We start from the raw sequence: 22,765 nt of genomic DNA on the forward strand, positions 1-22,765 counted from the left end.
TCGTGACGCGGTGTCGACGATGACGCACGAACGGCCGCTCGGCAAGAGGAGCGGTGTCGAGCTCAACCAGCGTCGGGGACGGGTTCCGCGTCCGGTTCGGGGACGCGGGCCTGCGCCATGGCCTCCGCGACGGGTCCCGACACCAGGTCGAGCTGCCAGGCGCGGGCACCGCGCGTGGCCAGCGCCGCCCGGACACCCTCGGCGTCCAGCGGCTGCGGGGGAGCCCACGCCACCCGGCGCAGGGCGTCGGGCTGCAGGACGTTCTCGACCGGGAGGGCGTGTTCCTCGGCCAGCGCGGTCACGACGGCCCGGGCCGCGTTGAGCCGGGCCGCGGCGAGCGGGTCCTTCGCCGCCCACGCCCGCGGCGGCGGCGGACCGTCGCTGCGGGGAGCGTGCGCGGGGAGCTCCGACTCCGGCAGGGCCAGCCCCTCGGCGACGGCGTCGGCCCACACCTGCAGCTTCGTCTTCGCCGCACGGCCGGTGAACCCCGACGTCGAGGCGAGGGCCTGCGCGGTGCGGGGGGTGGCGCGGGCGGCGGCGACGATCGCGGAGTCGGGCAGCAACCGGCCCGGGGAGGTGTCGCGTCGGCGGGCCTCGCTGTCGCGAGCCGACCACAGCGCCCGCACGACGGCGAGCTGGCGCCGTGAACGCACGGCGTGCAGACCGGAGACGCGCCGCCACGGCTCCGCCGGTGCGACGGGCGTCGGGGCGTTGGCGACGGCGGCGAACTCCTCCAGGGCCCAGTCCAACTTCCCCTGCGTGGCGAGGCGTTCAGCGAGGACGTCACGAACCTGGACGAGCACCTCGACGTCGAGGGCGGCGTAGGTCAACCACGGGACGGGCAGCGGGCGGGTCGACCAGTCGACCGCGGAGTGCTCCTTGGCCAGTCGCAGGCCGAGCAGTTCCTCGACGACCGCGCCCAGACCCACGCGGGGCAGACCCGCGATGCGGGAACCGAGTTCGGTGTCGAACAGGCGGGTGGGGCGCATGCCGAGTTCGGCCAGGCAGGGCAGGTCCTGGTTCGCGGCGTGCAGCACCCACTCCACGTCCGCGAGGACCTCGCCCAGGGCGGACAGGTCCGGCAGCGCGTCGGGGTCGATGAGGGCGGTGCCGGAACCCTCACGGCGCAGTTGGACCAGGAACGCCCGCTGCCCGTAGCGGTAGCCGGAGGCGCGTTCGGCGTCGACGGCGACCGGGCCGGTGCCGGCCGCGAACGCGGCGACGGTCTGCGCGAGCGCGGCCTCGTCGGTCACGACGGGCGGCAGGCCGTCGGCGGGGACCGACAGCATCGGGAGCTCGGGCCCGGCCTGTTCAGGCTCCTCTTTCGTCGGCGTCTCGGTCACGGCACCACCGTACGTGACCGCTCAGCTGAGCCGTCGCACGATCGGGGGTGCGGCGACCGGCCGGGTCGAGGAGGGGGAGAACGCCGAACGCCGCCCACCGGAGGCGGGCGGCGTGACGAGGAGGGGTGCTCAGCCCCCCTCCAGGCGCGTCACTGGATGACGCCGGCCCGCAGGGTGATCGCGACCATCTCGGCGCGGTCGCCCGTGCCGAGCTTGCGGGCGATGCGGGCCAGGTGGCTCTTCACCGTCAGCGCGGACAGGCCGAGCAGGGCGCCGGTGTCCTTGTTGGACCGGCCGTCGGCGACGTGCTGGAGCACCTCGACCTCACGCTCGGAGAGGCTGTCGACGCCGTTCTCCCCGGTGCGTCCCTCGAAGCCCACCCCTTCGGGGCGGGTCGTCACGAGGTAGCAGCGGACGCCGGCGGCGACCGCACCGCGGACCGCGAACGGGTCGGCGTTGCTGGAGAGCACGACGCAGCGGTTCCACCCGGCGGCGCGCAGCTCGGAGACGAGCTGGGCGCCGGAGCCGTCGGGCAGTCCCGCGTCGGCGATGAACAGGGCGCGCGGGCCGGTGCGGGCCATCGCGCGGGCCTGGGCGACGCTCGTGGCGTGCTCGACGTTCACGGCGCCGAGCATCCGCAGCGTGCGGGTCACGGACTCGCGGACGGCGGGATCCGCCACAGCGACCAGAGCCGCGAAGCGGCCGAGCCGGGAAGGTACAGCCATCCCGGGGCGTTCGACGAGTGCCGTCACCGTCGTCCTCCTGCAGGCGATCGGCGCCCGCCCACTGCGGAACGCCTCCATCATTCGAGAAGGTGATCGGCCCATCCGGGGGGTTCCTTGAACACTTGGTGACGCGTGTCTCAGTGCGTGCGTCTCAGTGCCCGTGTCTCAGTGCGTGCGGCCACCGAGGGACACGACGCCCTCGGGCAGCGGCGGCAGACCCGCCACCGTGCACACCAGGACCTCCCACGCGTGCAGGTGCGCCGCGATGTCCGTCGGGTCCGTCGGCGTCCACGACGCCCGCAGTTCCACGTCCACGGACGCGGGCCGTTCGGCCAGAGCGCCGTAGCCCTCCGACAGCACCCGCGTCACCGTGCCGCCCACGCTGGTGGCCTGGGCGCCGGCCGAGGCCAGACCGTCCTCCAGCCAGGACCACCCGACCTGCCCCAGCATCGGGTCCTCACCGAGCTCCGACTCCAGGTCCGCGCGGACGTAGGTCACGACGCGGAAGTCGCCGTCCCACTCCGCCGGCCGGGTCGGGTCGTGCAACAGGATGAAACGTCCGGTCGCGAGTTCGTCACCGTCCAGGACGACGTCACCGGCCACGGCCAGGGCGTAGGGCGCGATGCGCGCCGGGGCGGGGACCTCCGTCAGCACCAGCTCCGAGCGCAGGCGGACGGCGCGCACCGCGGCCACCGCGGCCTCGAAGGCCGGCGGAGCACCGGGCGCTCCCGGGGTCCGGTGCGCACTCACGGCACGGAGCCTAGGCACCCCGACCCCGCGGGGGCGTCAGCCACGCCGTGGGACCATCAGCGCGTGCCGCTCGAGAACTCGCCCTACCTCCACGCCGCCCGCGGGGGCACCACCCCGCACCGCACGCCCGTCTGGTTCATGCGCCAGGCCGGTCGCTCGCTGCCGGAGTACCGCGAGGCCCGTGCCGGGACGACGATGCTGGAGTCCTGCCGCATCCCCGAACTCGTCGCCGAGATCACCCTGCAGCCGGTCCGCCGCTACGACGTGGACGCCGCCGTCTTCTACTCCGACATCGTCGTGCCGCTCGAGGCCGCCGGTGTCGACGTCGAGATCGTCCCCGGCACCGGACCCGTGATCGCGCAGCCCTTCCGCACCCGTGCCGACCTCGACCGGATCCCGGAACTCTCCCTCGACGCCCTGCAGCACGTCACCGACGCCGTGGGGCTGACCGTCGCCGGGCTCGGCGACACGCCCCTCGTCGGGTTCGCCGGCGCCCCGTTCACCCTCGCCAGCTACCTCGTCGAGGGTGGTCCGTCCCGGGACCTGTTGCGCACCAAGGCCTTGATGCACGCCGACCCGGAGCTGTGGCACGACCTCGCCGCCCGCCTCGCCCAGATCGCGGGGACGTTCCTACGCGCCCAGGTCCTCGCCGGCGCCTCCGGCGTCCAGCTCTTCGACTCCTGGGTCGGGGCGCTCCCGCTGACCGACTACGAACGGCTCGTCGCCCCGCACTCCGCGACCGCGCTGGCCGCCGTGGGCGACCTCGGGGTCCCGCGCACCCACTTCGGCACCGGCACCGGGGAACTCCTGGGCGCCATGGCCGCGATCGACGGTGGCGTCGACGTCCTCGGCATCGACTTCCGCCTCCCCCTCGACGTCGGGGCCGCCCGCGGCGCCGCCGGAGCCGGTCGTCCCGTCGCCGTCCAGGGCAACCTCGACCCGGCCCTGCTCTTCGCCCCCTGGGAGGTGCTGCGCGCCGACCTGCACCGCATCCTGGCGGAGGGCGAACGGGCCGGCGCCGGGCACATCGTCAACCTCGGCCACGGCGTCCCGCCGACCGCCGACCCGGCCGTCCTCGCCCGGGTCGTCGAGGAGGTCCACGCGTGGCGGAACTGACCCGTCCGCACGTCGTCGTCGTGGGGGCCGGGATCTCCGGTCTCACCGCGGCCTGGGAACTCAGCCGCCACGACGAGTTCACGATCGAGGTCCGCGAGGCCGCGCCGGTCGTCGGAGGCGTGCTGCAGGGCAGCGAGATCGGTGGCGTCACCGTCGACGTCGGGGCCGAGTCGATGCTCGCGCGACGTCCCGAGGGCGTCGCCCTGATCCACGACGTGGGTCTGGGCGGGGAACTCGTCCACCCCGCCACCACCCGCGCGAGCCTGCGCTCGCCCGGCCACCTCGACCCGCTGCCCGCCGGCACCCTGATGGGCGTCCCCCGCTCCGCCGCCACGGTCGAGGGTTTCCTCGACCCCGCCGACGTCGAGCGGGTCCGGGCCGAACCGGGACTGCCCGCCCCGCCGCTGGATCACGACGTCGCCGTCGCCGACTACGTCGCCGCGAGGGTCGGTCGGGCCGTCGTCGACCGCCTCGTCGAACCGCTGCTCGGTGGGGTCTACGCCGGCCACGCCTCGAAGCTGTCCCTGCAGGCCACCGTCCCCGCGCTCTGGCAGCACGCCGTCCGCGGCGGATCCCTGCTGGAGGCCATCGCCGAACCCCCGGTCGCGAACCCGGCCCCCGTCTTCGCCGGCCTGCTCGGCGGCCTCGCCACCCTCCCGCGCACCCTGGCCACGAAGCTGGCCGAGCGCGGCGTCACGATCGCCACCTCCACCCCCGTGCACCGCCTCGAACGCACCCCCGACGGCTGGCTCGTCGACGCGACCCCCGCCGACGCCGTCGTCCTCGCCGTCCCCGCGCCCGCCGCCGCCCGGTTGCTCGCGGGACCGGTCCCCGCGGCCGCCGCCCTGCTGGGTGACGTCGAGACCGCGAGCATGGTCATCACGGCGCTCGCGGTCCCCGCCGTCGAACTGGCCGGGCTGACCGGGTCCGGCGTCCTCGTCCCGCCCGCCGTCGGGGCGCTGGAAGGGCTGCGCGCCAAGGCCTTGACGCTGTCGGGCAACAAGTGGGGCTGGGTCGGGGACCAGAGCGGCGACGTCGCGGTCCTGCGGGTCTCCTCGGGACGTGCGGGGGAGACCGAGGCCCTGGAGGCCGAGGACGACGACGTCGTCCGCTGGGCGGTCGCCGACGCCTCCCGGTTGCTGGGCCGGGAACTGCACCCGCTCGACCACGACGTCGTCCGCTGGTACGACGGGCTGCCGCAGTACGCCGTCGGCCACGTGGACCGCGTCGCGGCGGTGCGCTCGGCGCTCACGGGCGTCGGGCGCCTCGCCCTCTGCGGTTCCGTCCTGGACGGCGTGGGCGTGCCCGCCTGCATCGGTGCGGCCACCCGTGCCGCCGCCGAGGTGCGTGCGCAGCTGCAGATGGTCTGAGGGAGGATGCGGGCATGACCGAGCAGCACACAGCAGCACCCAACGCCGACACGATCAACGACACCATCGCCTACACGATGTGGTCGGTCTTCGCCGTCGAGACGCCCCTCGGGGACGCCGAGCGTGCAACCCTGACCCAGGAGGTCCAGGACCTGCTCGACGAGCTCACCGGCAAGGGCCTGGTCGTCCGCGGGCTCTACGACGTCGCGGGTCTGCGCGCCGACGCCGACCTCATGTTCTGGTGGTACGGCCCGACGGTCGAGATCGTCCAGGAGGCCTACCGCCGCCTGCGCCGCACCCGCCTGGGGCGCCACCTCGCACCCGTCTGGTCCGTCGTGGGCCTGCACCGGCCGGCGGAGTTCAACCGTGGCCACGTGCCCGCGTTCATGTCCGGCGACCAGGCCCGCGACTACGTCTGCGTGTACCCGTTCGTGCGGTCCTACGAGTGGTACCTGCTGCCCGAGGGCGAGCGGCGCACGATGCTGCGCGACCACGGTCTCGCGGCCCGCAGCTACGAGGACGTCCGCGCGAACACCGTCTCCGCGTTCGCCCTCGGCGACTACGAGTGGATCCTCGCCTTCGAGGCCGACGAGCTGTACCGCATCGTCGACCTCATGCGCGACCTGCGCGCCACCGAGGCCCGTCGCCACGTGCGGGAGGAACTGCCGTTCTTCACCGGCCCGAAGGTCGCCCTCGGCGAACTCGTCAACGCCCTGCCCTGACGAGTCCGCCTGCAGGAGAGTCAGACCTGGCGGTAGTCCCGGTCGGAGTCGGCGTCGCCACCACGGACGGCGTCGACGTCCGGGACCTCCTGGGCCAACCGCTCGTCGAGGGTCTCCTCGTTGCGGTCACCGTCCACGATGAGTTCCGCCGTCGCGTTCGACAGGTGCTGGTCGGGCTCCCAGGTGTCGTCCTGGTCGTCGGCCTCGAGGGTGTCGCTGGACAGGTCGTCGGCCTGGTCTCGCTCCGTCTCCTGGTCCAACGAGGAGTCCGCCGCCTGCAGGTCGGGGTCCAGTTCCGGGATCTCGTCGCTCATGGGGTCAGCCTGCCTCAGGCCTGCGCGGGACGCAGGCTGAGGCTGATGGAGTTGATGCAGTAGCGCTGGTCGGTCGGGGTCGGGTAGCCCTCGCCCTCGAAGACGTGACCGAGGTGCGAACCGCAGTTCGCGCAGCGCACCTCGGTGCGGCGCATGCCGAGGGTGTCGTCGACGAGGAGTTCCACCGCGGTGGAGTCCTTGGGGTCGAAGAAGGACGGCCAGCCGCAGTGCGAGGCGAACTTCTCGTTGCTGGTGAACAACTCCGACCCGCAGGCGCGGCACGCGTAGACGCCCTCGGTCGTCGTGTCCTCGTACTCACCCGTGAAGGGCCGCTCCGTACCGGCCTGGCGCAGCACGTGGTAGGCCTGCGGGTCGAGTTCCGCGCGCCACTCAGCGTCGGACTTGGTGACGTTGTAGGTCTTGCTCGTGGTGTCGGGCGTGTGCGCAGTCATGTCCCGTTCAACCTCCCCGTGCTCGGCGGTGTTCCGTCACCCGAGTCTGGTCGTGCCCGCGTAGACGTGCAGGACCGGGACCCCGAACTCGTCGCGCGCCCTCGAGGCCCAGTCGGTGTGCAGGGTGTCCTCCACCGCGTGCGGACGGGTCACCACGACGAGCTCGCGGGCGTCGGGGCCGTCCGAGAGCGCGTCCCGGACCGCGGGCAGCGGGTCGTCGTCCGTCGTGCGGCCCTCCGCGGTCAGCCCCAGCGAGCGCAACGCGGCCAGCGTGGCCGCCAGGGCCGTCTCGGCGTCCGCCCGGGCCCCGTCGGGGTGGCGGCCCTCGCGGACCTCCGCGAACGCCTCCTTCAGCTCACCGAGGCTCAGGTGGTCGAGGAAGCCCGCCAGCAGGCTCCGCTGGGTGTCGGCGGGGACGAGGACGACGTGGCGCACGTCGTCCCCGGCGGCGCGGGCGTCCGCGTGCAGCTCGGCGACGTTGCGGGCGTCGACGTCACCGAACGCCTCCTCGGTCAAGACGACGACGGTCCAGGTGTTGGGGTCCACGCGGTGACCCTAGGGGACGTCGGGCAGGATCGCCGGTGTGATCAGCGCCGTCCCGTCCCGCAGGTGGGTCCCCGTCGCGACGATGTTCGGCGTCGCGGGCCTCGCCCACTTCGTCCGTGCGGCGCACTTCGACGAGATCGTCCCACGTGCGCTGCCGGGCAGCGCCCGCACCTGGACCCTCGCCTCCGGCGTCGTCGAGCTCGGACTGGCGGCCGGGTTGGCGCTCCCGCGGACCCGCCGCGCGAGCGGCACGGTCGCTGCGGCCTTCCTGGTCGCGGTCTGGCCCGCCAACGTCACGATGGCCCTCGACGCGAGGTCCCCCCGCGCCCGCGCGGTCACGATCGCCCGGTTGCCCCTGCAGGTCCCCCTGATCCGTGCCGCCTGGCGGGCAGGACGGTGAAGGCCTCCCGCCTCGTCCCGCTCGCGGCGGCGCTCACCGTCACCGCGGTCGGTGCCGGGCTGACGGGCGTCGCGGTGTCCTTCGCCCGCGCCGTGGTCACCCCGCGCCCGCACAAACCCGACGACGTCGAGGTCCTGCAGGTCGGACCCCACCGGGTCGTCCTCGAGCAGACCGTCGACACCGTCGTCCCGGGCCGCTACGGCGTCTGGACCGACGGCGGCCGGGGGCACTTCCGCGTGGGTGACGTCCTCGACGTGACCGACGGCCGGGTGACGCGGGAACTGCTCGGCGTGGACAGGGGGGTCCCACGGCCCGGGTCGGCGCGCTGGAACCAGTACTACTACTCGGGCGACCCGAGCACGGCCCTCGGTCTCGCCCACGAGGACCTCGTCGTCCCCGGCGAGGTCGGGGACCTGCCGTGCTGGTTCGTCCCCACCGCCTCGCGGGGCGAGAGCGACGTCTGGGCGGTCCTCGTCCACGGCCGCGGCGCCACCCGCGAAGAGGCGTTGCGGGCCCTCCCCGTCCTGCACGAACTGGGCATCCCGTGCCTGGTCCCCAGCTACCGCAACGACGCCGACGCCCCGGCCGCGAAACCGGGCCTCTACGGCCTCGGCGACACCGAGTGGAACGACGTGGAGGCGGTGGCACAGCACGCGATCGACTCCGGCGCCCGGCGTCTGCTCGTCGTGGGCTGGTCGATGGGCGGGGCGATCCTGCTGCAGTTCGTCGCCCGCTCGCCGTTGGCCGAGAAGGTCTGCGCGCTCGTCCTCGACGGGCCGGTGGTCGACTGGTACGACGTGCTGGACAACCAGGCGCGGCAACGGGGGATCCCGGTCCGGTTGGGGCGCTACGGGTTGCGCCTGCTCGCGCATCCCGTCGGTCGGCGGCTCGTGGGGGTCCGGGGACCGGTCGACCTCCGCGCCATGGACTGGGTGCGTCGCGCCGAGGAACTCGTGCTACCCGTGCTGCTGCTGCACTCCGACGCCGACGACTACGTGCCCCACGGCCCCTCGGAACGCCTGGCGGCGGCGCGGCCCGACCTCATCACCTACGTCGCGAGTTCCACCGCCCGCCACACCAAGGAGTGGAACGTCGACCCCCCGCGCTGGGAGAGCGCCGTGCGGGACTTCGTCACCGCGAAGCTGGAGGAGGTCCCGTGAGCGTCGCCCGCGCGTTGTGGGTCACCGGTCCGGGCCGGGCGGAACTGCGCGACGAGCTCCTGCCCGTCCTCGGTGTCGCCGACGTCGAGGTCCGCGCCGAGTTCTCGGCCGTCAGCCGCGGGACCGAGGCCCTCGTGCTCGCGGGCGGGGTCCCCGAGAGCCAGCACGACGTCATGCGCGCGCCGTTCCAGGCCGGGGAGTTCCCCTACCCCGTGAAGTACGGCTACCTCTCGGTCGGGACCGTCGTGCACGCCGGGTCCCGCGCGCAGGACCTGCTGGGGCGCAGCGTGTTCTGCCTGCACCCCCACCAGGACCGCTACGTCGTCCCGGCCTCGGCCGTCCTGCCCGTCCCCGCGGGCGTCCCCACCGGCCGGGCCGTCCTCGCGGGGATGCTGGAGACCGCCGTGAACGGCGTGTGGGACGCCGGCGTCGGCATCGGTGACCGGGTCAGCGTCGTCGGTGCGGGCGTCCTCGGCCTGCTCGTCGCGGCGCTCGCGGCCCGGGTTCCGGGCACCGACGTCGAAGCCGTCGACGTCCGCACCGACCGCTCACGCACCGCCGACGACCTGGGTTTCCGCCTCGTCGCCCCCGACGACGCCCGCCGGGAACGCGACGTCGTCCTGCACACCAGCGGGACCGGGGCGGGCCTGACCACCGGTCTCGGCCTGCTCGGCTCGGAGGGGCTGCTGGCCGAACTCAGCTGGTACGGAGACCGCTCCGTCGAGGTCGGGCTGGGGGAGGGTTTCCACTCCCGGCGACTGACGATCCGGGCCAGCCAGGTCGGTCGGGTACCCCCCGCCCGCGCGCCGCGCTGGACGACGCGTCGCCGGCTCGCGCTGGCCCTCGACCTGCTGACGGACGACCGGTTCGACGTGCTGCTGGACGGCGAGACCCCTTTCGACGAGGCCGCCACCGTGCTGCCCGCCCTCGCCGCCCCCGGCGGCGACGCCCTCTGCCACCGTTTCCGCTACTGAGGAGCCCCTGACCGTGTACTCGTTGACCGTCCGCGACCGGATGATGATCGCCCACAGCTTCACCGGGGCGGTGTTCGGCCCGGCCCAGCGGTTGCACGGGGCGACGTTCGTCGTGGAGGCGACGTTCCGACGGGCCGTCCTCGACGCCGACGGCCTCGTGGTGGACATCGGGATCGCCGCGGGGGCCCTGCGATCGGTCCTCGCGTCGGTGGAGTACCGCAACCTCGACGACGTCGCGGAGTTCGCGGGCAAGAACACGACGACGGAGTTCCTCTGCGCCTGGGTCGCCGACCGGCTCGCGGACCGGCTCGGGACGGGTCTGGACAGCATCGAGGTACTGCTGCGCGAGTCCGACGTCGCGTGGGGTTCCTACGAGCGAACCCTCTGATGTCGTCATGAGGTTCCTGCTCGCGCCCGACCTCTCGGCGCCGACCGGCGGGAACCGCTACGACCGTGAACTCCTGGCGCGCGGGACCCTGGAGCACGTGGTCGTCGGGGACCTGCACGCCTCCCTGGCCGGTCTCCCCGACGGGTCCACGGCGCTGCTGGACGGGCTGGTCGCCACGGAGCAGCCCGACGTCCTCGCCGCGCACGCGCGGCGGCTGCGGCTGGTCCTGCTCCTCCACCTGCTGCGTGCCGACGATCGACCCGCGGGTTCCCACCTGGGCGAGGAGGTCCGCGCCCTGCGCCTGGTCGACGCCGTCGTGGTGACCAGCCGCAGTTCCCACGCCCGGGCCCTGGAGGTCGCGGGAGTGTACGCGGTCGTCGCCGAACCGGGAACCTCGCCCGCACCGACGTCCGCGGCCCTCGGCGCGCACCGGCTCCTCTGCGTCGGGACCGTGGGCGAGCGCAAGGGGCAGCGGGTGGTCGCCGAGGCCGTCGCGGCCCTCGGCCCACCCTGGTCGCTGCGCTGCGCCGGAACCGTGGTCGAGGACTTCTCCCTCCCCGGAACGACCCTGCTCGGCCCGCTGCGCGGCGACGCCCTGCAGGCGGAGTGGGACCGGGCCGACCTGCACGTCCTGCTCTCGAGCGCGGAACCCTACGGGATGGCCGTCGCCGAAGGTCTCCGGCGCGGGGTGCCGTCGCTGGTCGCCGACGCCGGGGAACTCCCCGAACTCGTGGGAGACGCCGGGATCGTCGTGCCCCGGCGGCCCGCGGACGTCGCGGAGACCCTGCAGCAGTGGGCTTCCGATGCGTCGCTGCGGTACCGGCTGCGCTCAGCGGCACGAACCCGCTCGCTCCCGACCTGGGACGAGACCGCACGGATCGTGGAAGGTGTCCTGTGAGCGACCTGGAGAACTTCGACCCGGACTGGCTGGCCCTGCGGGAACCTCTCGACCACGCGACCCGGTCCGCCCGCCTGGAGGAACTGCTCGTCCCGGCGCTCGCCGACCGCCCAGCCCTGCGCATCGTCGACCTCGGTGCGGGTTCGGGCTCCACCCTGCGCCACCTCGCCCCGCGGCTGGCGGAACTCGGGGTGGACGCCGAACAGCACTGGCTCCTCGTCGACCACGACGAGGAACTCCTGCAGCGGGCGCTCGCGACCCCCGTCCCCGCCGCGACGTCCGTGCGGACGGCGCGGGCGGACCTCGGCGACCCGGACGCGCTGCGGTCGGTGCTCACCGGTGCCGACCTGGTCGTGGGTTCCGCCCTGCTGGACGTGCTGTCCGCGGCGGTGGCCGACACCCTCCTCGACGGGTTGTCCGCCCTCGCACCCCGCCCCGCGGTCCTGTTCGTGCTGACCGTCACCGGCGGGGCCACCACGGAACCCCCCGCCCCCGAGGCTGCCGCCGGTTTCGACGCAGACCAGCGCTCGCACGGTCTCGGCCCCGACGCGGTCGAGTTCTGCGTGGCAGGTTTCGCCGCCCGGGGGTGGACCGTCGAGCGGGAACCGACCCCCTGGCGGCTGGCGGATTCGCCGCTGCTGCAGGAGTGGGCGCGGGGGTGGTTCGGTGCCGCCGGGATCGAGGCGCCGGCCGTGACCTCCGCCGTGGTGCCGCACGAGGATCTCCTCGTCCTGCCCTGAGGGACGTCGCAGCCAGGGCACGCAACTCTGCGCCCCCGCAGCCTGCCGGCTGCGGGGGTGACTCGTGGTGGGGGTCAGAACGGTGGTTCGTCTGGAAGCCCGGGCCAGAGTTCTCCCGGCTTCCCGAGCCTTGCGTTGATCCTGGCGTGGTGGGCCTTGGTGGCTTCGAAGACGTACTGGGTCTTGAAGCGGTGGTGGCCTCGGCAGTACGCGCGGAGGTTGTTCGCGGTGGTCTGGCCTTCCGGCCAGGGGATGGCGTGGTCGAGGTCGCAGTTGACGGCGGGGACGTGGCAGCCGGGCGCGGTGCAGTACTCGTCGCGTGCGGTGATGAAGCGGCGCATGGTGTCGGTGATGGCGTAGGCCTTGGCGCCGATGTCGATGACGTCTCGGGTGCCGGGGGATTCGATGACCTTGCGCCACATCGCGCCGGTGGTGGTGGCGAGTTCGCGGGCGACGTGGGCGGGGACCGATCCGAGGCCGTCGATGGTGGCTTCGTCGTCGTCGAGGCGGAGAAGGGTGGTGGCGTCGATGCGGACGTGGACCTGGACGGACGTCGCCGGCCGGTGGGTACGCCCGATCACTGCGGGTGAATCAGCGGTGGCAGGTGCGCTGGGATCCGAGAGGGCGGGGACGGCGCGGTTCATGGCGTCGGTGAGCATGTCGATGATGACGTCGCGGACGCGCTGCCCGTGGGAGCGGGTGTCGAGGAGGCCGGCCTTCTTGGCCGCGTCGGCGGCCTGATCGGCGGCGGCGTTGGTGTGGGCGACCAGTCGCAGGGCGAAGGCGGTGGGTGCGACGAATCCGAGGTGGCTGTGGAGACCGTCCTCGCAGGGGGTGTGTCCCAGTCCGCGGGGGTCGTCGTTCTTCTCCAGGACGACGGATTCGTAGCCAGGGGTGAGAGCCCGGACTTTCCGGGAGCACTTGATGCTGAGCTTCCGTCCGGTCAGTCCTGCTTGGGCGTGGTGGACGGCGTCGGTGAGGTAGTCCTGCAGAGCGGTGACGTACTCCTCGCCCTTCAGGAGCTTCTCGCCCTCCTCGGCGGTGGTGTCGATGACGCGACCGTCGGGGTCGATCTCTTCGGTGAGGGTGGCGGTGCGGGCGCTGAGGCGTTCGGCGTGGTCTTCGATGGTGCGGGCCTGGTAGCGGGTGACGGTTGCGTCGGCGACGGCTTGCCAGAGGGTGGCGTGGTCGTGGCCTCGGCGCCAGGCGTTGTGGATGGTGGCGCGGGCGCGGTCGACGTCCATGCCTTCGTCGCGGGAGTACTCCTCGGCGACGAGGTCGACGGCGGCCTCCCAGCGGTCGAACCCGGTTCCGGTGATGGTGACCCCGCGGTCTTGGAGTTGGTCGAGGTCGGGGTGGGGGGAGTCGTGGACCATGGTGACGGCTTCGGCGACGCCGAGGTAGAAGAGGGCGTGGGCGGCGTCGGCGAAGCGGCGGTACTTGCCGGGGAGGCCGAAGGCGACCCCGGTGGGGGTCTCTTCCGTTCGCTCCGCGAGTGCCGCTGTCATGTCCTGAGTCTACCGTGTTCGAGCGGTTCGAACAAGTTCGTATTGCCTGCAGTGCAGTGGATGTGGGTGCACTGCAGGGTGTGTCGGTACGGGTTCGGTGAACCGTCAGGAACCCCTCCTGCCGAGCCAGGACGATCAGGGACTTGTCAGGTTCTGCACGGGAAGTCCCCGGCCCCCGGTGCCATCGTCGTGACTGCGCCTGCGACGTCGCGGGCGCACCAGCTTCCAGGAGGACGATGATGGCGAAGCAGCGCATCGGACGCGGGCCCCTCGACGTGGTTCTCGAGGACACGACCACCTCGCACCCCCGCCTGTACGTGCGGGACGGCAGTGGACTGGTGATGGTCCTGCCGGTGCACGTCGACTCCGTGCGGGACGTGCGGGCGCACCTGGACAGCCCGGGGGCGGGGGAGGCGTGCGACGTGGAACTCGTCGACGAGTCCGGTCAGGTCGCCTCGCGGTGGGGGAGTTTCGCCTGCCCTGGCCAGGCGGCCGCGTTGGCCGTCGTCCTGCTGGGTTCCGACCGGAGCCTCGTGGACGCCCGGGTCGTCGCCCACGGCGGGCCGCGCCGGGGTGCCACCGTCGAGGAGGTCCGCTGGCACCGGACGCCCTTCGTGCCCGCTACGGCCTGGGGCTGAGCGTCCACGGGAAGGCTCCGGCGGTCGAGCGCGCACCCTGCGCCGACTTCGAGGCGCCGGGTTCGCCGAGCTCGGCCAGGACCGACTCGGACAACTGCACGAGTTCCGCGAACGTCTGCGGGGTGAGCCAGTCCGGCCGCAGACCGAACACGAGGTCCTCGGTGGCCGTGTTGCCGCTCGCCCCGGGCGCGAACGGGCAGCCGCCGAGGCCCCCCAGGGTGGCGTCGACGAAACCGGCGCCGGCTGCGACGGCCGCGTGCGCGTTCGCGACCCCCTGGCCCCAGGTGTCGTGGCCGTGGAAACCGATCCGCCGCTCCGGGGTCTCGGTCCGCACCCGGGAGATCAGCGAGCCGACCTCCGCCGGGGTCGCCTGACCCAGGGTGTCGCAGACGACGATGTCCTGGGTGCCGGCGGTCCGCGGGTCGTTGGCGATGCGGATGACCTCGTCGGGGTCGACGGGACCGTCGAACGGGCAGGTGAAGCTCGTGGCCAGGCACAACTGGATCCGCCCGCTCCCGGCGGCTGCGATCCCGTCCGGCACGGTGTCCAGGCTCTGCTCGGTGCTGCGTCCGAGGTTCGCGCGGTTGTGGGCGTCCGACACCGAGAGGCAGTACTGGAAGTTCACGACGCCGCGTTCGGCCGCGCGACGCACGTGACCCGGGGTGGCGACCCACACCCAGCACCGCCGCAACTCCTCCGGGGTCAGGGCGTCGACGACCTCGAGGGTGTCGGCCAGCGTGGGGACGAGGTCGCCGCGCGCCATCGAGCCGATCTCCAGGCTCGGGACCCCCAGGGCGAGCAGGGCCCGGACGATCTCCACCTTGCGCGCGGTGCTCGGTGCACGGCCGACCAGTTGCAGGCCGTCCCGCAACGTCACGTCACGCAGTTCCACCGTGCTCACGAGAGTTCCCCCGTCGCCGCGAACTGCTGCGCACGCTCCGCGGACCACCCCAGGACGCCCGTCAGGACCTCGACGGTGTGTTCGCCGAGGTCGGGGCCGACGCTGCGCACCGGCAAGGACGTGGCCCCGAGCAGCGGCACGATCCCCGGGAAGTCCACCGGCTGCGGACCCCGTCCGGCGTCCACGCGGAGTTCCTGCACCATGCCCCGGACGCGGTACTGCGGATCGGCGCGGATGTCGGCGGCCTCGTAGATGGGGCCGGCCGGGACGCCGGCGACGTCGAGGACGTCGAGGACCACCGCCCGGGTGCGGGTCGAGGTCCACGCCGTGATGGCCTCGTCGAGCTCGTCCCGACGCTGCCACCGGGCCGCGTTGCTCCCCAGGTCCGCGTCGTCGGCGAGGTCGGGACGGGCGATGGCGGTCATGAACCGGGTGAAGATCGAGTCGCCGTTCCCGGCGATCACGACGCTGCCGTCGAGGCACTCGTAGGCGTTCGTCGGCGCGATCCCCTCCATGCGCCCGCCGACCCGCTGCCGCGTCACCCCGTAGGCGGAGTGGTCGGGCACGAGGGACTCCATCATCGACAGGACGGCCTCGTTGAGGGCGACGTCGACGTGCTGGTCCACCGGACCGAGCGGTGGTGCGCCCGCGGCGGAGCGCCGGTCCCGTTGCAGCAGCGACATGACGACCCCGAAGGCGGCGTAGAGACCGGCGATGGAGTCCCCGATGGAGACCCCGGTGCGCGACGGCGGGCGGTCGGCCTCGCCGACCAGCGCGCGGAGTCCGCCGAACGCCTCGGCGACGGCCGCGAATCCCGGGCGGGCCGCCATCGGACCGGTCTGCCCGAAGGCAGAGATCCTGGCCACGACGAGGTCGGAGTTCTCCGCGTGCAGGTCCGCCGCCGAGAGCCCCCACCGGTCCAGGGTCCCCGGCCGGAAGTTCTCGATCAGCGCGTCGGAGGCGCGGACCAGTTCACGGACGACGTCGCGGCCCTCGGGGGTCCGCAGGTCGACGACGATCGACTTCTTCCCGCGGTTCACCGTCCGGTAGAGCATCGACGTGTCCCCGGCGTAGAGGCGCCAGTTCCGCAGTTCGTCACCGGTGCGGGGGCGCTCGACCTTGACGACCTCGGCCCCGAAGTCGGCCAGCAACCTCCCCGCCGTGGGGGCGGCGATGTAGTTGCCGAGCTCCAGGACCCGCAGGCCCGAGAGCGGCAGGGGACGGTCGTCGTCGGTCGGCACGGCTCGATCCTGCCTGATGCGCCCGCCGTCGAGCGCTCAGGTGGTGAGGGAGAGGAGCCCGGCCCCCAGGAGACCGCCGGCAGCGACCGTCGCCGCGGTCCAGAGGACGACGCGGCGCCGCAGCACCCCCAGGACCATGACGGCCGAGGGGAGGCTGATCGCGGGGAGGGTGATCAGCAGCGCGCCGACGACCGCGGGTCCGAGACCCGCCGCGGCCAGGCCCTGGGTGATGGGCACCTCGCCCGCGGTGGGGATGACGAGCAGGGTGCCGAGCACGACGGCGAGCAGGACGGGCAACACCCCCCACGAGCGGGCGGACTCCCCGAGCGGGAAGAGCCAGCCGGCGAAGGTGCCCACGGCGAAGACGACGAGGAGGTACTCCGGGACGAGGACGAGAGCCATCCGCGCCAGGACGGGCAGGAAGCGCCGGGGCCCACCGTCGTGCTCGGTGACGGCCTCGCCGGCCTGCGCCGCGACGCGTTCCCCGGCGAGGCGGGCCACCAGGACGGAGCCCCCGGTCACGACCAGCAGGCCGACGACCAGCCGGGTCACCACCCACTGCCAGGGCGCGACCAGAGCGAGGAACACCAGGACCGCCGGGTTCAGCAGCGGGTTGCCCAGCCAGTACGCCACCACGCCTGCGGTCGGTACCCCGCTGCGCCGCAGGGAGTTCGCCACCGGGGCGGTGCAGCAGGAGCACATCATCGACGGCGTCGCCAGCAACCCGCCGACGACGGCGCTGGAGGTGTCCCGCCGGCGCTGCAGCAGCGAGAGCAGCCACCTCCGGGGCACGAGCGTCTGCACCCCCGCCGCGACGACGAGCCCGGCCACGACGGCCTTCCACACGGCGAGGGCGTAGACCTCGGTGAACTCCCAGCCCGCGCGGAGGCTCGGGCCGGTGCCGGGTTCGATGCCGGCCCCGGCCAGGACGGAGGAACCGCTCCAGTCACGGGTACCGAGCAGTTCCTCCGTCCTCGCCGTGTACGGGGACCACTTCGCCCAGAGGAGCAGGACGGCCGTCAGCCCGAGGAACGCCAGGAACCCCGGCAGGGCCACGCGCCGGAGCACCGGCGGGGACGACTGGACGGTCATCGAGATCCCTCCACGGGGTCAGCTGGGGACGTAGTCCATGGTGTCGGGGTGGCCACCGGTGCGGCCGGCGTCGCCCTGGTCCAGGGCGGAGATCAGGGCGAGGTCCTCCTCGGCCAGCTCGAAGTCGAACAGCGAGAAGTTCTCCTCCATCCGCGACGGCGTCACCGACTTGGGGAAGACGATGTCGCCGCGCTCGATGTGCCAGCGCAGCACGACCTGGGCCGGGGACTTCCCGAGGCGCCGGGCGACGTCGGTGATGGTCGGGTCGTCCAGGACCTTGCCCTGGGCGATGGGCGACCACGCCTCGACCCCGATCTGGTGCTCACCGCAGTAGCGGCGCACCGCTTCGTTGCCGAAGTAGGGGTGCACCTCGATCTGGTTCACCGCCGGGACGACGGTGGTCTCCTGGGCGAGGCGCTGCAGGTGGTTGACCTGGAAGTTCGAGACGCCGATCGACTTCAGCCGGCCGTCGGCCCGGGCCTCCTCGAGCACCTTCCACGTGGAGACGAAGTCGCCGCCGTAGAGCGTGGGCAGCGGCCAGTGGATGAGGTAGAGGTCGATCGGTCCGCCGAGCTTGGCGACGGAGTCGTCGATGGCCTGGCGCGCCTCGTCGGGTTCGTGGAAGCCGTTGTTCAGCTTGCTGGTGATCCACACCTCGTCGCGGGGTACGCCGGAGTCGAGCACGCCCTGGAGGGTCTCGGCCTCGTTGCCGTACATCTGCGCGGTGTCGAGGTGGCGGTAGCCGAGGTCGAGCGCGGTCTTGACGGCCTGCGCGGTCTCGGTCGGGTCGATCTGGAAGACGCCGAACCCGAGCTGGGGGATCTCGCGGCCGTCGTTGAGCATGATGGTGGGTACGGACATGGCGGACACGCTGGTACGACGCGTCGGGGTGCGCATCTCGAGATCGCGGGCGTAACCTCCCGTTCGTGGGCATCAAGACGTTCCTCGAGGGCTGGCCGGTCTACCGCCAGCTGACCGGTGACGACCCGTTGGGGCGCGGTGCGGCGTCGCAGTCGAACCGCTCGAAGTCACTGACCCCCCGGACGGTCACGGCCGACCGGGTCGCCAAGTCCGTTTGCCCCTACTGCGCCGTCGGCTGCGGTCAGCGCGTCTACGTGAAGGACGAGAAGGTCGTCCAGATCGAGGGCGACCCCGACAGCCCCCACTCGCGCGGTCGCCTCTGCCCCAAGGGCTCGGCCAGCGAGCAGCTCGTGAACGGCGACTCCCGCCAGACGAGGATCCGCTACCGCGCGCCCTACGCGAGCGAGTGGTCCGACCTCGACCTCGACACCGCCATGGACATGATCACCGACCGGGTGATCGACGCCCGTCGCCGCGGCTGGCAGGACCGTGACGAGCAGGGCCGCCGGCTGAACCGGACGATGGGGATCGCCAGCCTCGGTGGTGCCACGCTGGACAACGAGGAGAACTACCTCATCAAGAAGTTGTTCACGGCCATGGGTGCGATCCAGGTCGAGAACCAGGCTCGCATTTGACACTCCGCCACGGTGCCCGGTCTGGGTGCCTCGTTCGGTCGCGGTGGAGCCACCGGTGACCTGCAGGATCTGAGCAACGCCGACGTCATCGTCATCCAGGGCTCGAACATGGCCGAGTGCCACCCGGTCGGGTTCCAGTGGGTGATGGAGGCCAAGGCGCGCGGGGCCAAGGTGTTCCACATCGACCCCCGCTTCACGCGCACGAGCGCGCTCGCGGACACCTACCTGCCCATCCGCTCGGGCACCGACATCGTCCTGCTCGGGGCGATCATCAATCGCGTCCTGGTGCAGGAGCGCGACTTCCGCGAGTACGTCCTGGCCTACACCAACGCCTCGCACCTGGTCAGCGAGGACTTCCAGGACACCGAGGAGCTCGACGGGCTGTTCTCCGGGTTCGACCCCGAGACCCGCTCCTACGACACCAAGTCCTGGCAGTACGCGGGAGCGGAGGAGCACGGGGACGAGCAGGAGGAGACCGCCGAGTCGCAGGACAGCGAGTCGGGGCACTCCCTGGGCGCCGGCGGCGCGGCCGTGGACCACGAGAGCATCCAGCGCGACCCGACGTTGCAGGACCCGCGTTGCGTGTGGCAGGTCATGAAGCGGCACTTCGCGCGCTACACCCCGGAGATGGTGGCCGACGTCTGCGGCATCCCCACCGACCTCTTCGAGGAGCTCGCCGAGGCGTGGATCTCGAACTCGGGCCGGGAGAAGACGGGCGTGCTGGTCTACAGCGTCGGCTGGACCCAGCGCGGGACGGGCGTGCAGTACATCCGGGCCGGCGCGATCCTGCAGCTGCTGCTGGGGAACATGGGCCGCCCCGGCGGTGGCGTCATGGCGCTGCGGGGCCACGCGTCGATCCAGGGGTCCACGGACATCCCCACGCTCTACAACCTGCTGCCCGGCTACCTGCAGATGCCGCACGCCGAACGGCACCCGAGCCTGGCGGAGTACGTCGACGCCATCAAGGGCGACAACCAGAAGGGTTTCTGGGCCAACGCCGACGCCTACACCGTCAGCCTGCTGAAGGCGTACTTCGGTGACGCGGCGACGGCCGAGAACGACTACCTCTTCGACGAGCTGCCCCGCATCTCCGGCGACCACGGCACCTACAGCCAGGTCATGGACATGATCGAGGGCGGGAAGATCTTCGGGTACTTCCTGCTCGGGCAGAACCCCGCCGTCGGCTCCGCCAACGGTCGGGCCCAGCGCCTGGGGATGGCGAACCTCGACTGGATGGTCGTGCGCGACCTGGTCATGATCGAGAGCGCGACGTTCTGGAAGGACGCGCCCGAGGTCGAGACCGGGGAGATCGTCACCGAGCAGTGCCGCACCGAGGTGTTCTTCCTCCCCGCGGCCTCGCACGTGGAGAAGGAGGGCACCTTCACCCAGACGCAGCGGCTGCTGCAGTGGCGGGAGAAGGCGGTCAACCCACCGGGCGACGCGACGAGCGAACTCTGGTTCTTCTACCACCTGGGCCGCCGGATGCGGGAGAAGCTCGCGAACTCCACCGACCCCCGCGACCAGCTGCTCCTGAACGTCGCGTGGGACTACCCCACCCACGGGGAGGAACAGGAACCCAGTTCCGCGGACGTGCTGAAGGAGATCAACGGGTACGGGCCGGACGGCCTGCTCCCCGGCTACACGGCGCTGAAGGCGGACGGGTCGACGTCCAGCGGGTGCTGGATCTACTCCGGGGTCTACGCCGACGACGTCAACCAGGCCGCCCGCCGCAAGCCCGGACGCGAGCAGTCGCTGCACGCCCCCGAGTGGGGCTGGGCCTGGCCGATGAACCGTCGCGTCCTCTACAACCGCGCCTCCGCCGACCCGGACGGGAAGCCGTGGAGCGAGCGCAAGGCCCTGGTGTGGTGGGACGCGGACGCCGGGCGCTGGGTCGGGGACGACGTCCCCGACTTCGAGGCGACGAAACCGCCGTCCTACCGTCCCCCCCAGGGGGCGACCGGGGTGGAGGCCATCGCCGGTGACGACCCGTTCATCATGCAGAGCGACGGCAAGGCCTGGCTCTACGCGCCCAAGGGCGTCGTCGACGGCCCGTTGCCGGCGCACTACGAACCGGCCGAGTCGCCCTTCCGCAACGCCGTCTACACCCAGCAGGCGAACCCCGCGCGGGAGATCTACACCAACCACCTCAACGAGGTGCACCCCTCGCCGCCGGAACTGGGCAGTCAGGTGTTCCCGTTCGTCTGGATCACCTCCCGCCTCACCGAGCACCACACCGCCGGCGGCATGAGCCGCTACCTCCCCTACCTCGCGGAGCTGCAGCCGGCGCTGTTCATGGAGGTCTCCCCGGAACTGGCCCGCCTGCGCGGGTTGGAGCACCTCGGCTGGGCCCACGTCGTCACCGCCCGCGCGGTCGTCGAGGCCCGTGTCCTGGTGACCGACCGGCTGACCCCGCTGAAGGTGCAGAACCAGCTCGTGCACCAGATCTGGTTGCCCTACCACTGGGGCCAGGGTGGCCTGACGACGGGAGACGTCGTGAACGACCTGATGCACCTCACCCTGGACCCGAACGTGCACATCCAGGAGTTCAAGGCCGGCACCTGCGACGTCGTCCCGGGTCGCCGTCCGCGGGGTCCGGCGGTGCTCGACCTCATCGACACCTACCGCGTCCGGGGCGGGGTGACGATGGCGTCGGGTTCGGTGGCGCGGACCTCCGACCTCATCGCCCGCGGCGGACGGGGTGTCGCCGACCTGGCCCAGACGGGTGCTGACAACGTCGGCGTCGGGCACGACGACCGGGAAGTGGAACGGGTGTTGAGCGTGCGCCACGACGGCAGCGAGCCGAGGGTGCTCGATCCAGACCCCGCCGAGGGGCTCGACCCCGGGAACGAGGACCGATGACCGCCCTGGACGATCTCGCCGGCAGCCTGTACGGCCGCCTGGACGACCCGGCGCGCGACGCCGGCCACGAGGCGCCGCCGCCGCGGAAGGGGTTCTTCACCGACACCTCGGTCTGCATCGGCTGCAAGGCGTGCGAAGTGGCGTGCAAGGAGTGGAACGCCGTCCCCGAGGACGGCCTCGACCTCCTCGGCATGTCCTACGACAACACCGGCGGGCTCGGCGCGGACTCCTGGCGGGCGGTGGCGTTCATCGAGCAGTCCCGACCGGTCGTCGACGCGCTGCAGCAGGAGACCGTGGCCGCCGGGTTCGACGCCTTCGCCGAGGCGGCGCGGCTGGGGACCGGGGTCCCCGGGGGTCAGCCGCTCGCGGACCGGGCCTACCAGAACTCCTCCCACGGCGGAGGTGGTGGCGGCTGCGGAGGTTCCTGCGGGTCCTCCGCTGCGCCGACGAACGCTGCACCCGCGGCTCCGGCCGAGAAGAGCACGGGTCAGTTCCTGGGGATGCCGGGGATGCTGGCGCCCGCGCCGCTGCCGGACCGGGACGGCCGCCAGGACGTCCGGTGGCTGATGATGTCCAACGTCTGCAAGCACTGCACGCACGCCGCGTGCCTGGACGTCTGCCCCACGGGCGCGCTGTTCCGCACGGAGTTCGGGACCGTCGTCGTCCAGGAGGACGTCTGCAACGGGTGCGGCTACTGCGTCTCGGCCTGCCCCTACGGCGTCATCGACAAGCGGGAGAGCGACGGCCGGGCCTGGAAGTGCACGCTGTGCTACGACCGCCTCGGTGAGGACCAGACGCCCGCCTGCGCGCAGGCCTGTCCCACGGAGTCGATCCAGTTCGGTGACCTCGACGAACTCCGGGAACGCGCCGAGCGTCGTCGTCAGCAACTGCACGACGTCGGGGTGACCGAGGCCCGGTTGTACGGCGAGAACGCCGAGGACGGGGTGGGCGGGGACGGCGCGTTCTTCCTCCTCCTCGACGAACCCGAGGTCTACGGCCTGCCGCCGGACCCGGTCGTCACCACCCGCGACCTGCCCTCCATGTACAAGCACATGGCTGCGGCCGCGGGGTTCATGGTGCTCGGTGTCCTCGCCGCCTCGGTGGGGCGGCGCGGGTGAACCCGAAACCGTCG

22 protein-coding genes and 1 pseudogene are annotated in these 22,765 nt (G+C 72.7%); 12 read left to right on the plus strand and 11 right to left on the minus strand.

Annotated features, from left to right (window positions below; all coding sequences use genetic code 11):
- Nucleotides 1-62: 62 nt before the first annotated feature.
- The 3 genes from SJY07_RS23540 to SJY07_RS23550 all read right to left on the minus strand — a co-directional run bounded on the left by SJY07_RS23540 (nt 63) and on the right by SJY07_RS23550 (nt 2,818).
- Nucleotides 63-1,343, minus strand: coding sequence for an HRDC domain-containing protein (locus tag SJY07_RS23540; protein ID WP_380161752.1), 1,281 nt, complete (start codon nt 1,341-1,343; stop codon nt 63-65).
- A 149-nt stretch (nt 1,344-1,492) separates the two neighbouring features.
- Nucleotides 1,493-2,095, minus strand: coding sequence for a response regulator transcription factor (locus SJY07_RS23545; RefSeq protein WP_328291792.1), 603 nt, complete (start codon nt 2,093-2,095; stop codon nt 1,493-1,495).
- A 138-nt stretch (nt 2,096-2,233) separates the two neighbouring features.
- Nucleotides 2,234-2,818, minus strand: a complete 585-nt coding sequence (locus tag SJY07_RS23550; protein WP_328291791.1) for a DUF3000 domain-containing protein — start codon at nt 2,816-2,818, stop codon at nt 2,234-2,236.
- Nucleotides 2,819-2,881: 63 nt separating this feature from the next.
- Here SJY07_RS23550 and hemE point away from each other — a divergent pair, with 63 nt between their 5' ends.
- The 3 genes from hemE to hemQ are packed head-to-tail and all read left to right on the plus strand — an operon-like array spanning nt 2,882 to nt 6,026.
- Complete coding sequence (hemE, locus tag SJY07_RS23555) at nt 2,882-3,934, plus strand: uroporphyrinogen decarboxylase (protein WP_328291790.1); 1,053 nt, start codon at nt 2,882-2,884, stop codon at nt 3,932-3,934.
- Nucleotides 3,922-5,304, plus strand: a complete 1,383-nt coding sequence (hemG, locus tag SJY07_RS23560) for a protoporphyrinogen oxidase (RefSeq protein ID WP_380161753.1) — start codon at nt 3,922-3,924, stop codon at nt 5,302-5,304. The genes hemE and hemG overlap by 13 nt, the downstream gene beginning before the upstream one ends.
- Before the next feature lie 14 nt (nt 5,305-5,318).
- Nucleotides 5,319-6,026: a hydrogen peroxide-dependent heme synthase gene (gene hemQ, locus SJY07_RS23565; RefSeq protein ID WP_380161754.1), complete on the plus strand. Its 708-nt coding sequence runs from the start codon at nt 5,319-5,321 to the stop codon at nt 6,024-6,026.
- Between the two features lie 20 nt (nt 6,027-6,046).
- Here the strand turns inward: hemQ and SJY07_RS23570 are convergent, their stop codons facing one another.
- From SJY07_RS23570 to SJY07_RS23580, 3 genes are read right to left on the minus strand one after another with little or no spacing between them, the layout of a single operon-like run.
- Nucleotides 6,047-6,340: a hypothetical protein gene (locus SJY07_RS23570; RefSeq protein WP_380161755.1), complete on the minus strand. Its 294-nt coding sequence runs from the start codon at nt 6,338-6,340 to the stop codon at nt 6,047-6,049.
- Nucleotides 6,341-6,354: 14 nt separating this feature from the next.
- Nucleotides 6,355-6,792 carry a peptide-methionine (R)-S-oxide reductase MsrB gene (msrB, locus tag SJY07_RS23575; protein ID WP_328291786.1) on the minus strand — a complete coding sequence of 146 codons (438 nt, stop codon included), beginning with the start codon at nt 6,790-6,792 and terminating at the stop codon, nt 6,355-6,357.
- A gap of 36 nt (nt 6,793-6,828) precedes the next feature.
- Nucleotides 6,829-7,338 (minus strand): hypothetical protein, encoded by a 510-nt coding sequence (locus SJY07_RS23580; RefSeq protein WP_380161756.1) that lies wholly within the window; start codon nt 7,336-7,338, stop codon nt 6,829-6,831.
- 82 nt (nt 7,339-7,420) lie between these two features.
- On the opposite strand from SJY07_RS23580, the gene SJY07_RS23585 reads away from it, so the two are divergent.
- The 6 genes from SJY07_RS23585 to SJY07_RS23610 are packed head-to-tail and all read left to right on the plus strand — an operon-like array spanning nt 7,421 to nt 11,898.
- Nucleotides 7,421-7,738: a hypothetical protein gene (locus tag SJY07_RS23585; protein ID WP_380162500.1), complete on the plus strand. Its 318-nt coding sequence runs from the start codon at nt 7,421-7,423 to the stop codon at nt 7,736-7,738.
- Nucleotides 7,735-8,898, plus strand: a complete 1,164-nt coding sequence (locus SJY07_RS23590; RefSeq protein ID WP_380161757.1) for an alpha/beta fold hydrolase — start codon at nt 7,735-7,737, stop codon at nt 8,896-8,898. The genes SJY07_RS23585 and SJY07_RS23590 overlap by 4 nt, the downstream gene beginning before the upstream one ends.
- On the plus strand, nt 8,895-9,872 hold the full coding sequence (locus tag SJY07_RS23595; RefSeq protein WP_380161758.1) for a zinc-binding alcohol dehydrogenase: 978 nt from the start codon (nt 8,895-8,897) through the stop codon (nt 9,870-9,872). The genes SJY07_RS23590 and SJY07_RS23595 overlap by 4 nt, the downstream gene beginning before the upstream one ends.
- 13 nt (nt 9,873-9,885) lie before the next feature.
- Nucleotides 9,886-10,260: a 6-pyruvoyl tetrahydropterin synthase family protein gene (locus SJY07_RS23600; RefSeq protein ID WP_380161759.1), complete on the plus strand. Its 375-nt coding sequence runs from the start codon at nt 9,886-9,888 to the stop codon at nt 10,258-10,260.
- Between the two features lie 7 nt (nt 10,261-10,267).
- Nucleotides 10,268-11,158 (plus strand): glycosyltransferase family 4 protein, encoded by an 891-nt coding sequence (locus SJY07_RS23605; protein ID WP_380161760.1) that lies wholly within the window; start codon nt 10,268-10,270, stop codon nt 11,156-11,158.
- The gene (locus SJY07_RS23610; protein WP_380161761.1) at nt 11,155-11,898 is read left to right on the plus strand and encodes an SAM-dependent methyltransferase; all 744 of its coding nucleotides are present in this window, start codon (nt 11,155-11,157) and stop codon (nt 11,896-11,898) included. The genes SJY07_RS23605 and SJY07_RS23610 overlap by 4 nt, the downstream gene beginning before the upstream one ends.
- A gap of 74 nt (nt 11,899-11,972) precedes the next feature.
- Here SJY07_RS23610 and SJY07_RS23615 read toward each other — a convergent pair whose 3' ends face one another.
- Entirely contained in the window at nt 11,973-13,406 is a 1,434-nt protein-coding gene (locus SJY07_RS23615) for an HNH endonuclease signature motif containing protein (protein ID WP_380161762.1), read from the minus strand.
- Nucleotides 13,407-13,645: 239 nt separating this feature from the next.
- On the opposite strand from SJY07_RS23615, the gene SJY07_RS23620 reads away from it, so the two are divergent.
- Nucleotides 13,646-14,044, plus strand: a complete 399-nt coding sequence (locus SJY07_RS23620) for a hypothetical protein (protein WP_328291777.1) — start codon at nt 13,646-13,648, stop codon at nt 14,042-14,044.
- On the opposite strand, the gene SJY07_RS23625 is transcribed toward SJY07_RS23620, so the two are convergent.
- The 4 genes from SJY07_RS23625 to SJY07_RS23640 are packed head-to-tail and all read right to left on the minus strand — an operon-like array spanning nt 14,028 to nt 18,139.
- The gene (locus SJY07_RS23625) at nt 14,028-14,945 is read right to left on the minus strand and encodes a hydroxymethylglutaryl-CoA lyase (protein WP_380161763.1); all 918 of its coding nucleotides are present in this window, start codon (nt 14,943-14,945) and stop codon (nt 14,028-14,030) included. The two genes, SJY07_RS23620 and SJY07_RS23625, sit on opposite strands and share 17 nt — an antisense overlap.
- The gene (locus SJY07_RS23630) at nt 14,942-16,186 is read right to left on the minus strand and encodes a CaiB/BaiF CoA transferase family protein (RefSeq protein ID WP_380161764.1); all 1,245 of its coding nucleotides are present in this window, start codon (nt 16,184-16,186) and stop codon (nt 14,942-14,944) included. Before SJY07_RS23630 ends, SJY07_RS23625 begins: the two co-directional genes overlap by 4 nt.
- Before the next feature lie 36 nt (nt 16,187-16,222).
- The gene (locus tag SJY07_RS23635; protein WP_380161765.1) at nt 16,223-17,278 is read right to left on the minus strand and encodes a permease; all 1,056 of its coding nucleotides are present in this window, start codon (nt 17,276-17,278) and stop codon (nt 16,223-16,225) included.
- An 18-nt stretch (nt 17,279-17,296) separates the two neighbouring features.
- Nucleotides 17,297-18,139, minus strand: coding sequence for an aldo/keto reductase (locus SJY07_RS23640; protein ID WP_380161766.1), 843 nt, complete (start codon nt 18,137-18,139; stop codon nt 17,297-17,299).
- 65 nt (nt 18,140-18,204) lie between these two features.
- Here SJY07_RS23640 and fdh point away from each other — a divergent pair.
- Together fdh and SJY07_RS23650 are read left to right on the plus strand one after the other, a co-directional pair.
- Nucleotides 18,205-21,441 (plus strand): annotated as a pseudogene (fdh, locus tag SJY07_RS23645) (formate dehydrogenase); the annotation flags it as partial.
- Nucleotides 21,442-21,629: 188 nt separating this feature from the next.
- Nucleotides 21,630-22,751, plus strand: a complete 1,122-nt coding sequence (locus SJY07_RS23650) for a 4Fe-4S dicluster domain-containing protein (RefSeq protein ID WP_380161767.1) — start codon at nt 21,630-21,632, stop codon at nt 22,749-22,751.
- Nucleotides 22,752-22,765 lie beyond the last annotated feature (14 nt).

Origin of the sequence: Kineococcus sp. R86509 (assembly GCF_042466365.1) — a bacterium.
In the GTDB taxonomy this organism is placed as follows: Bacteria; Actinomycetota; Actinomycetes; order Actinomycetales; family Kineococcaceae; genus Kineococcus.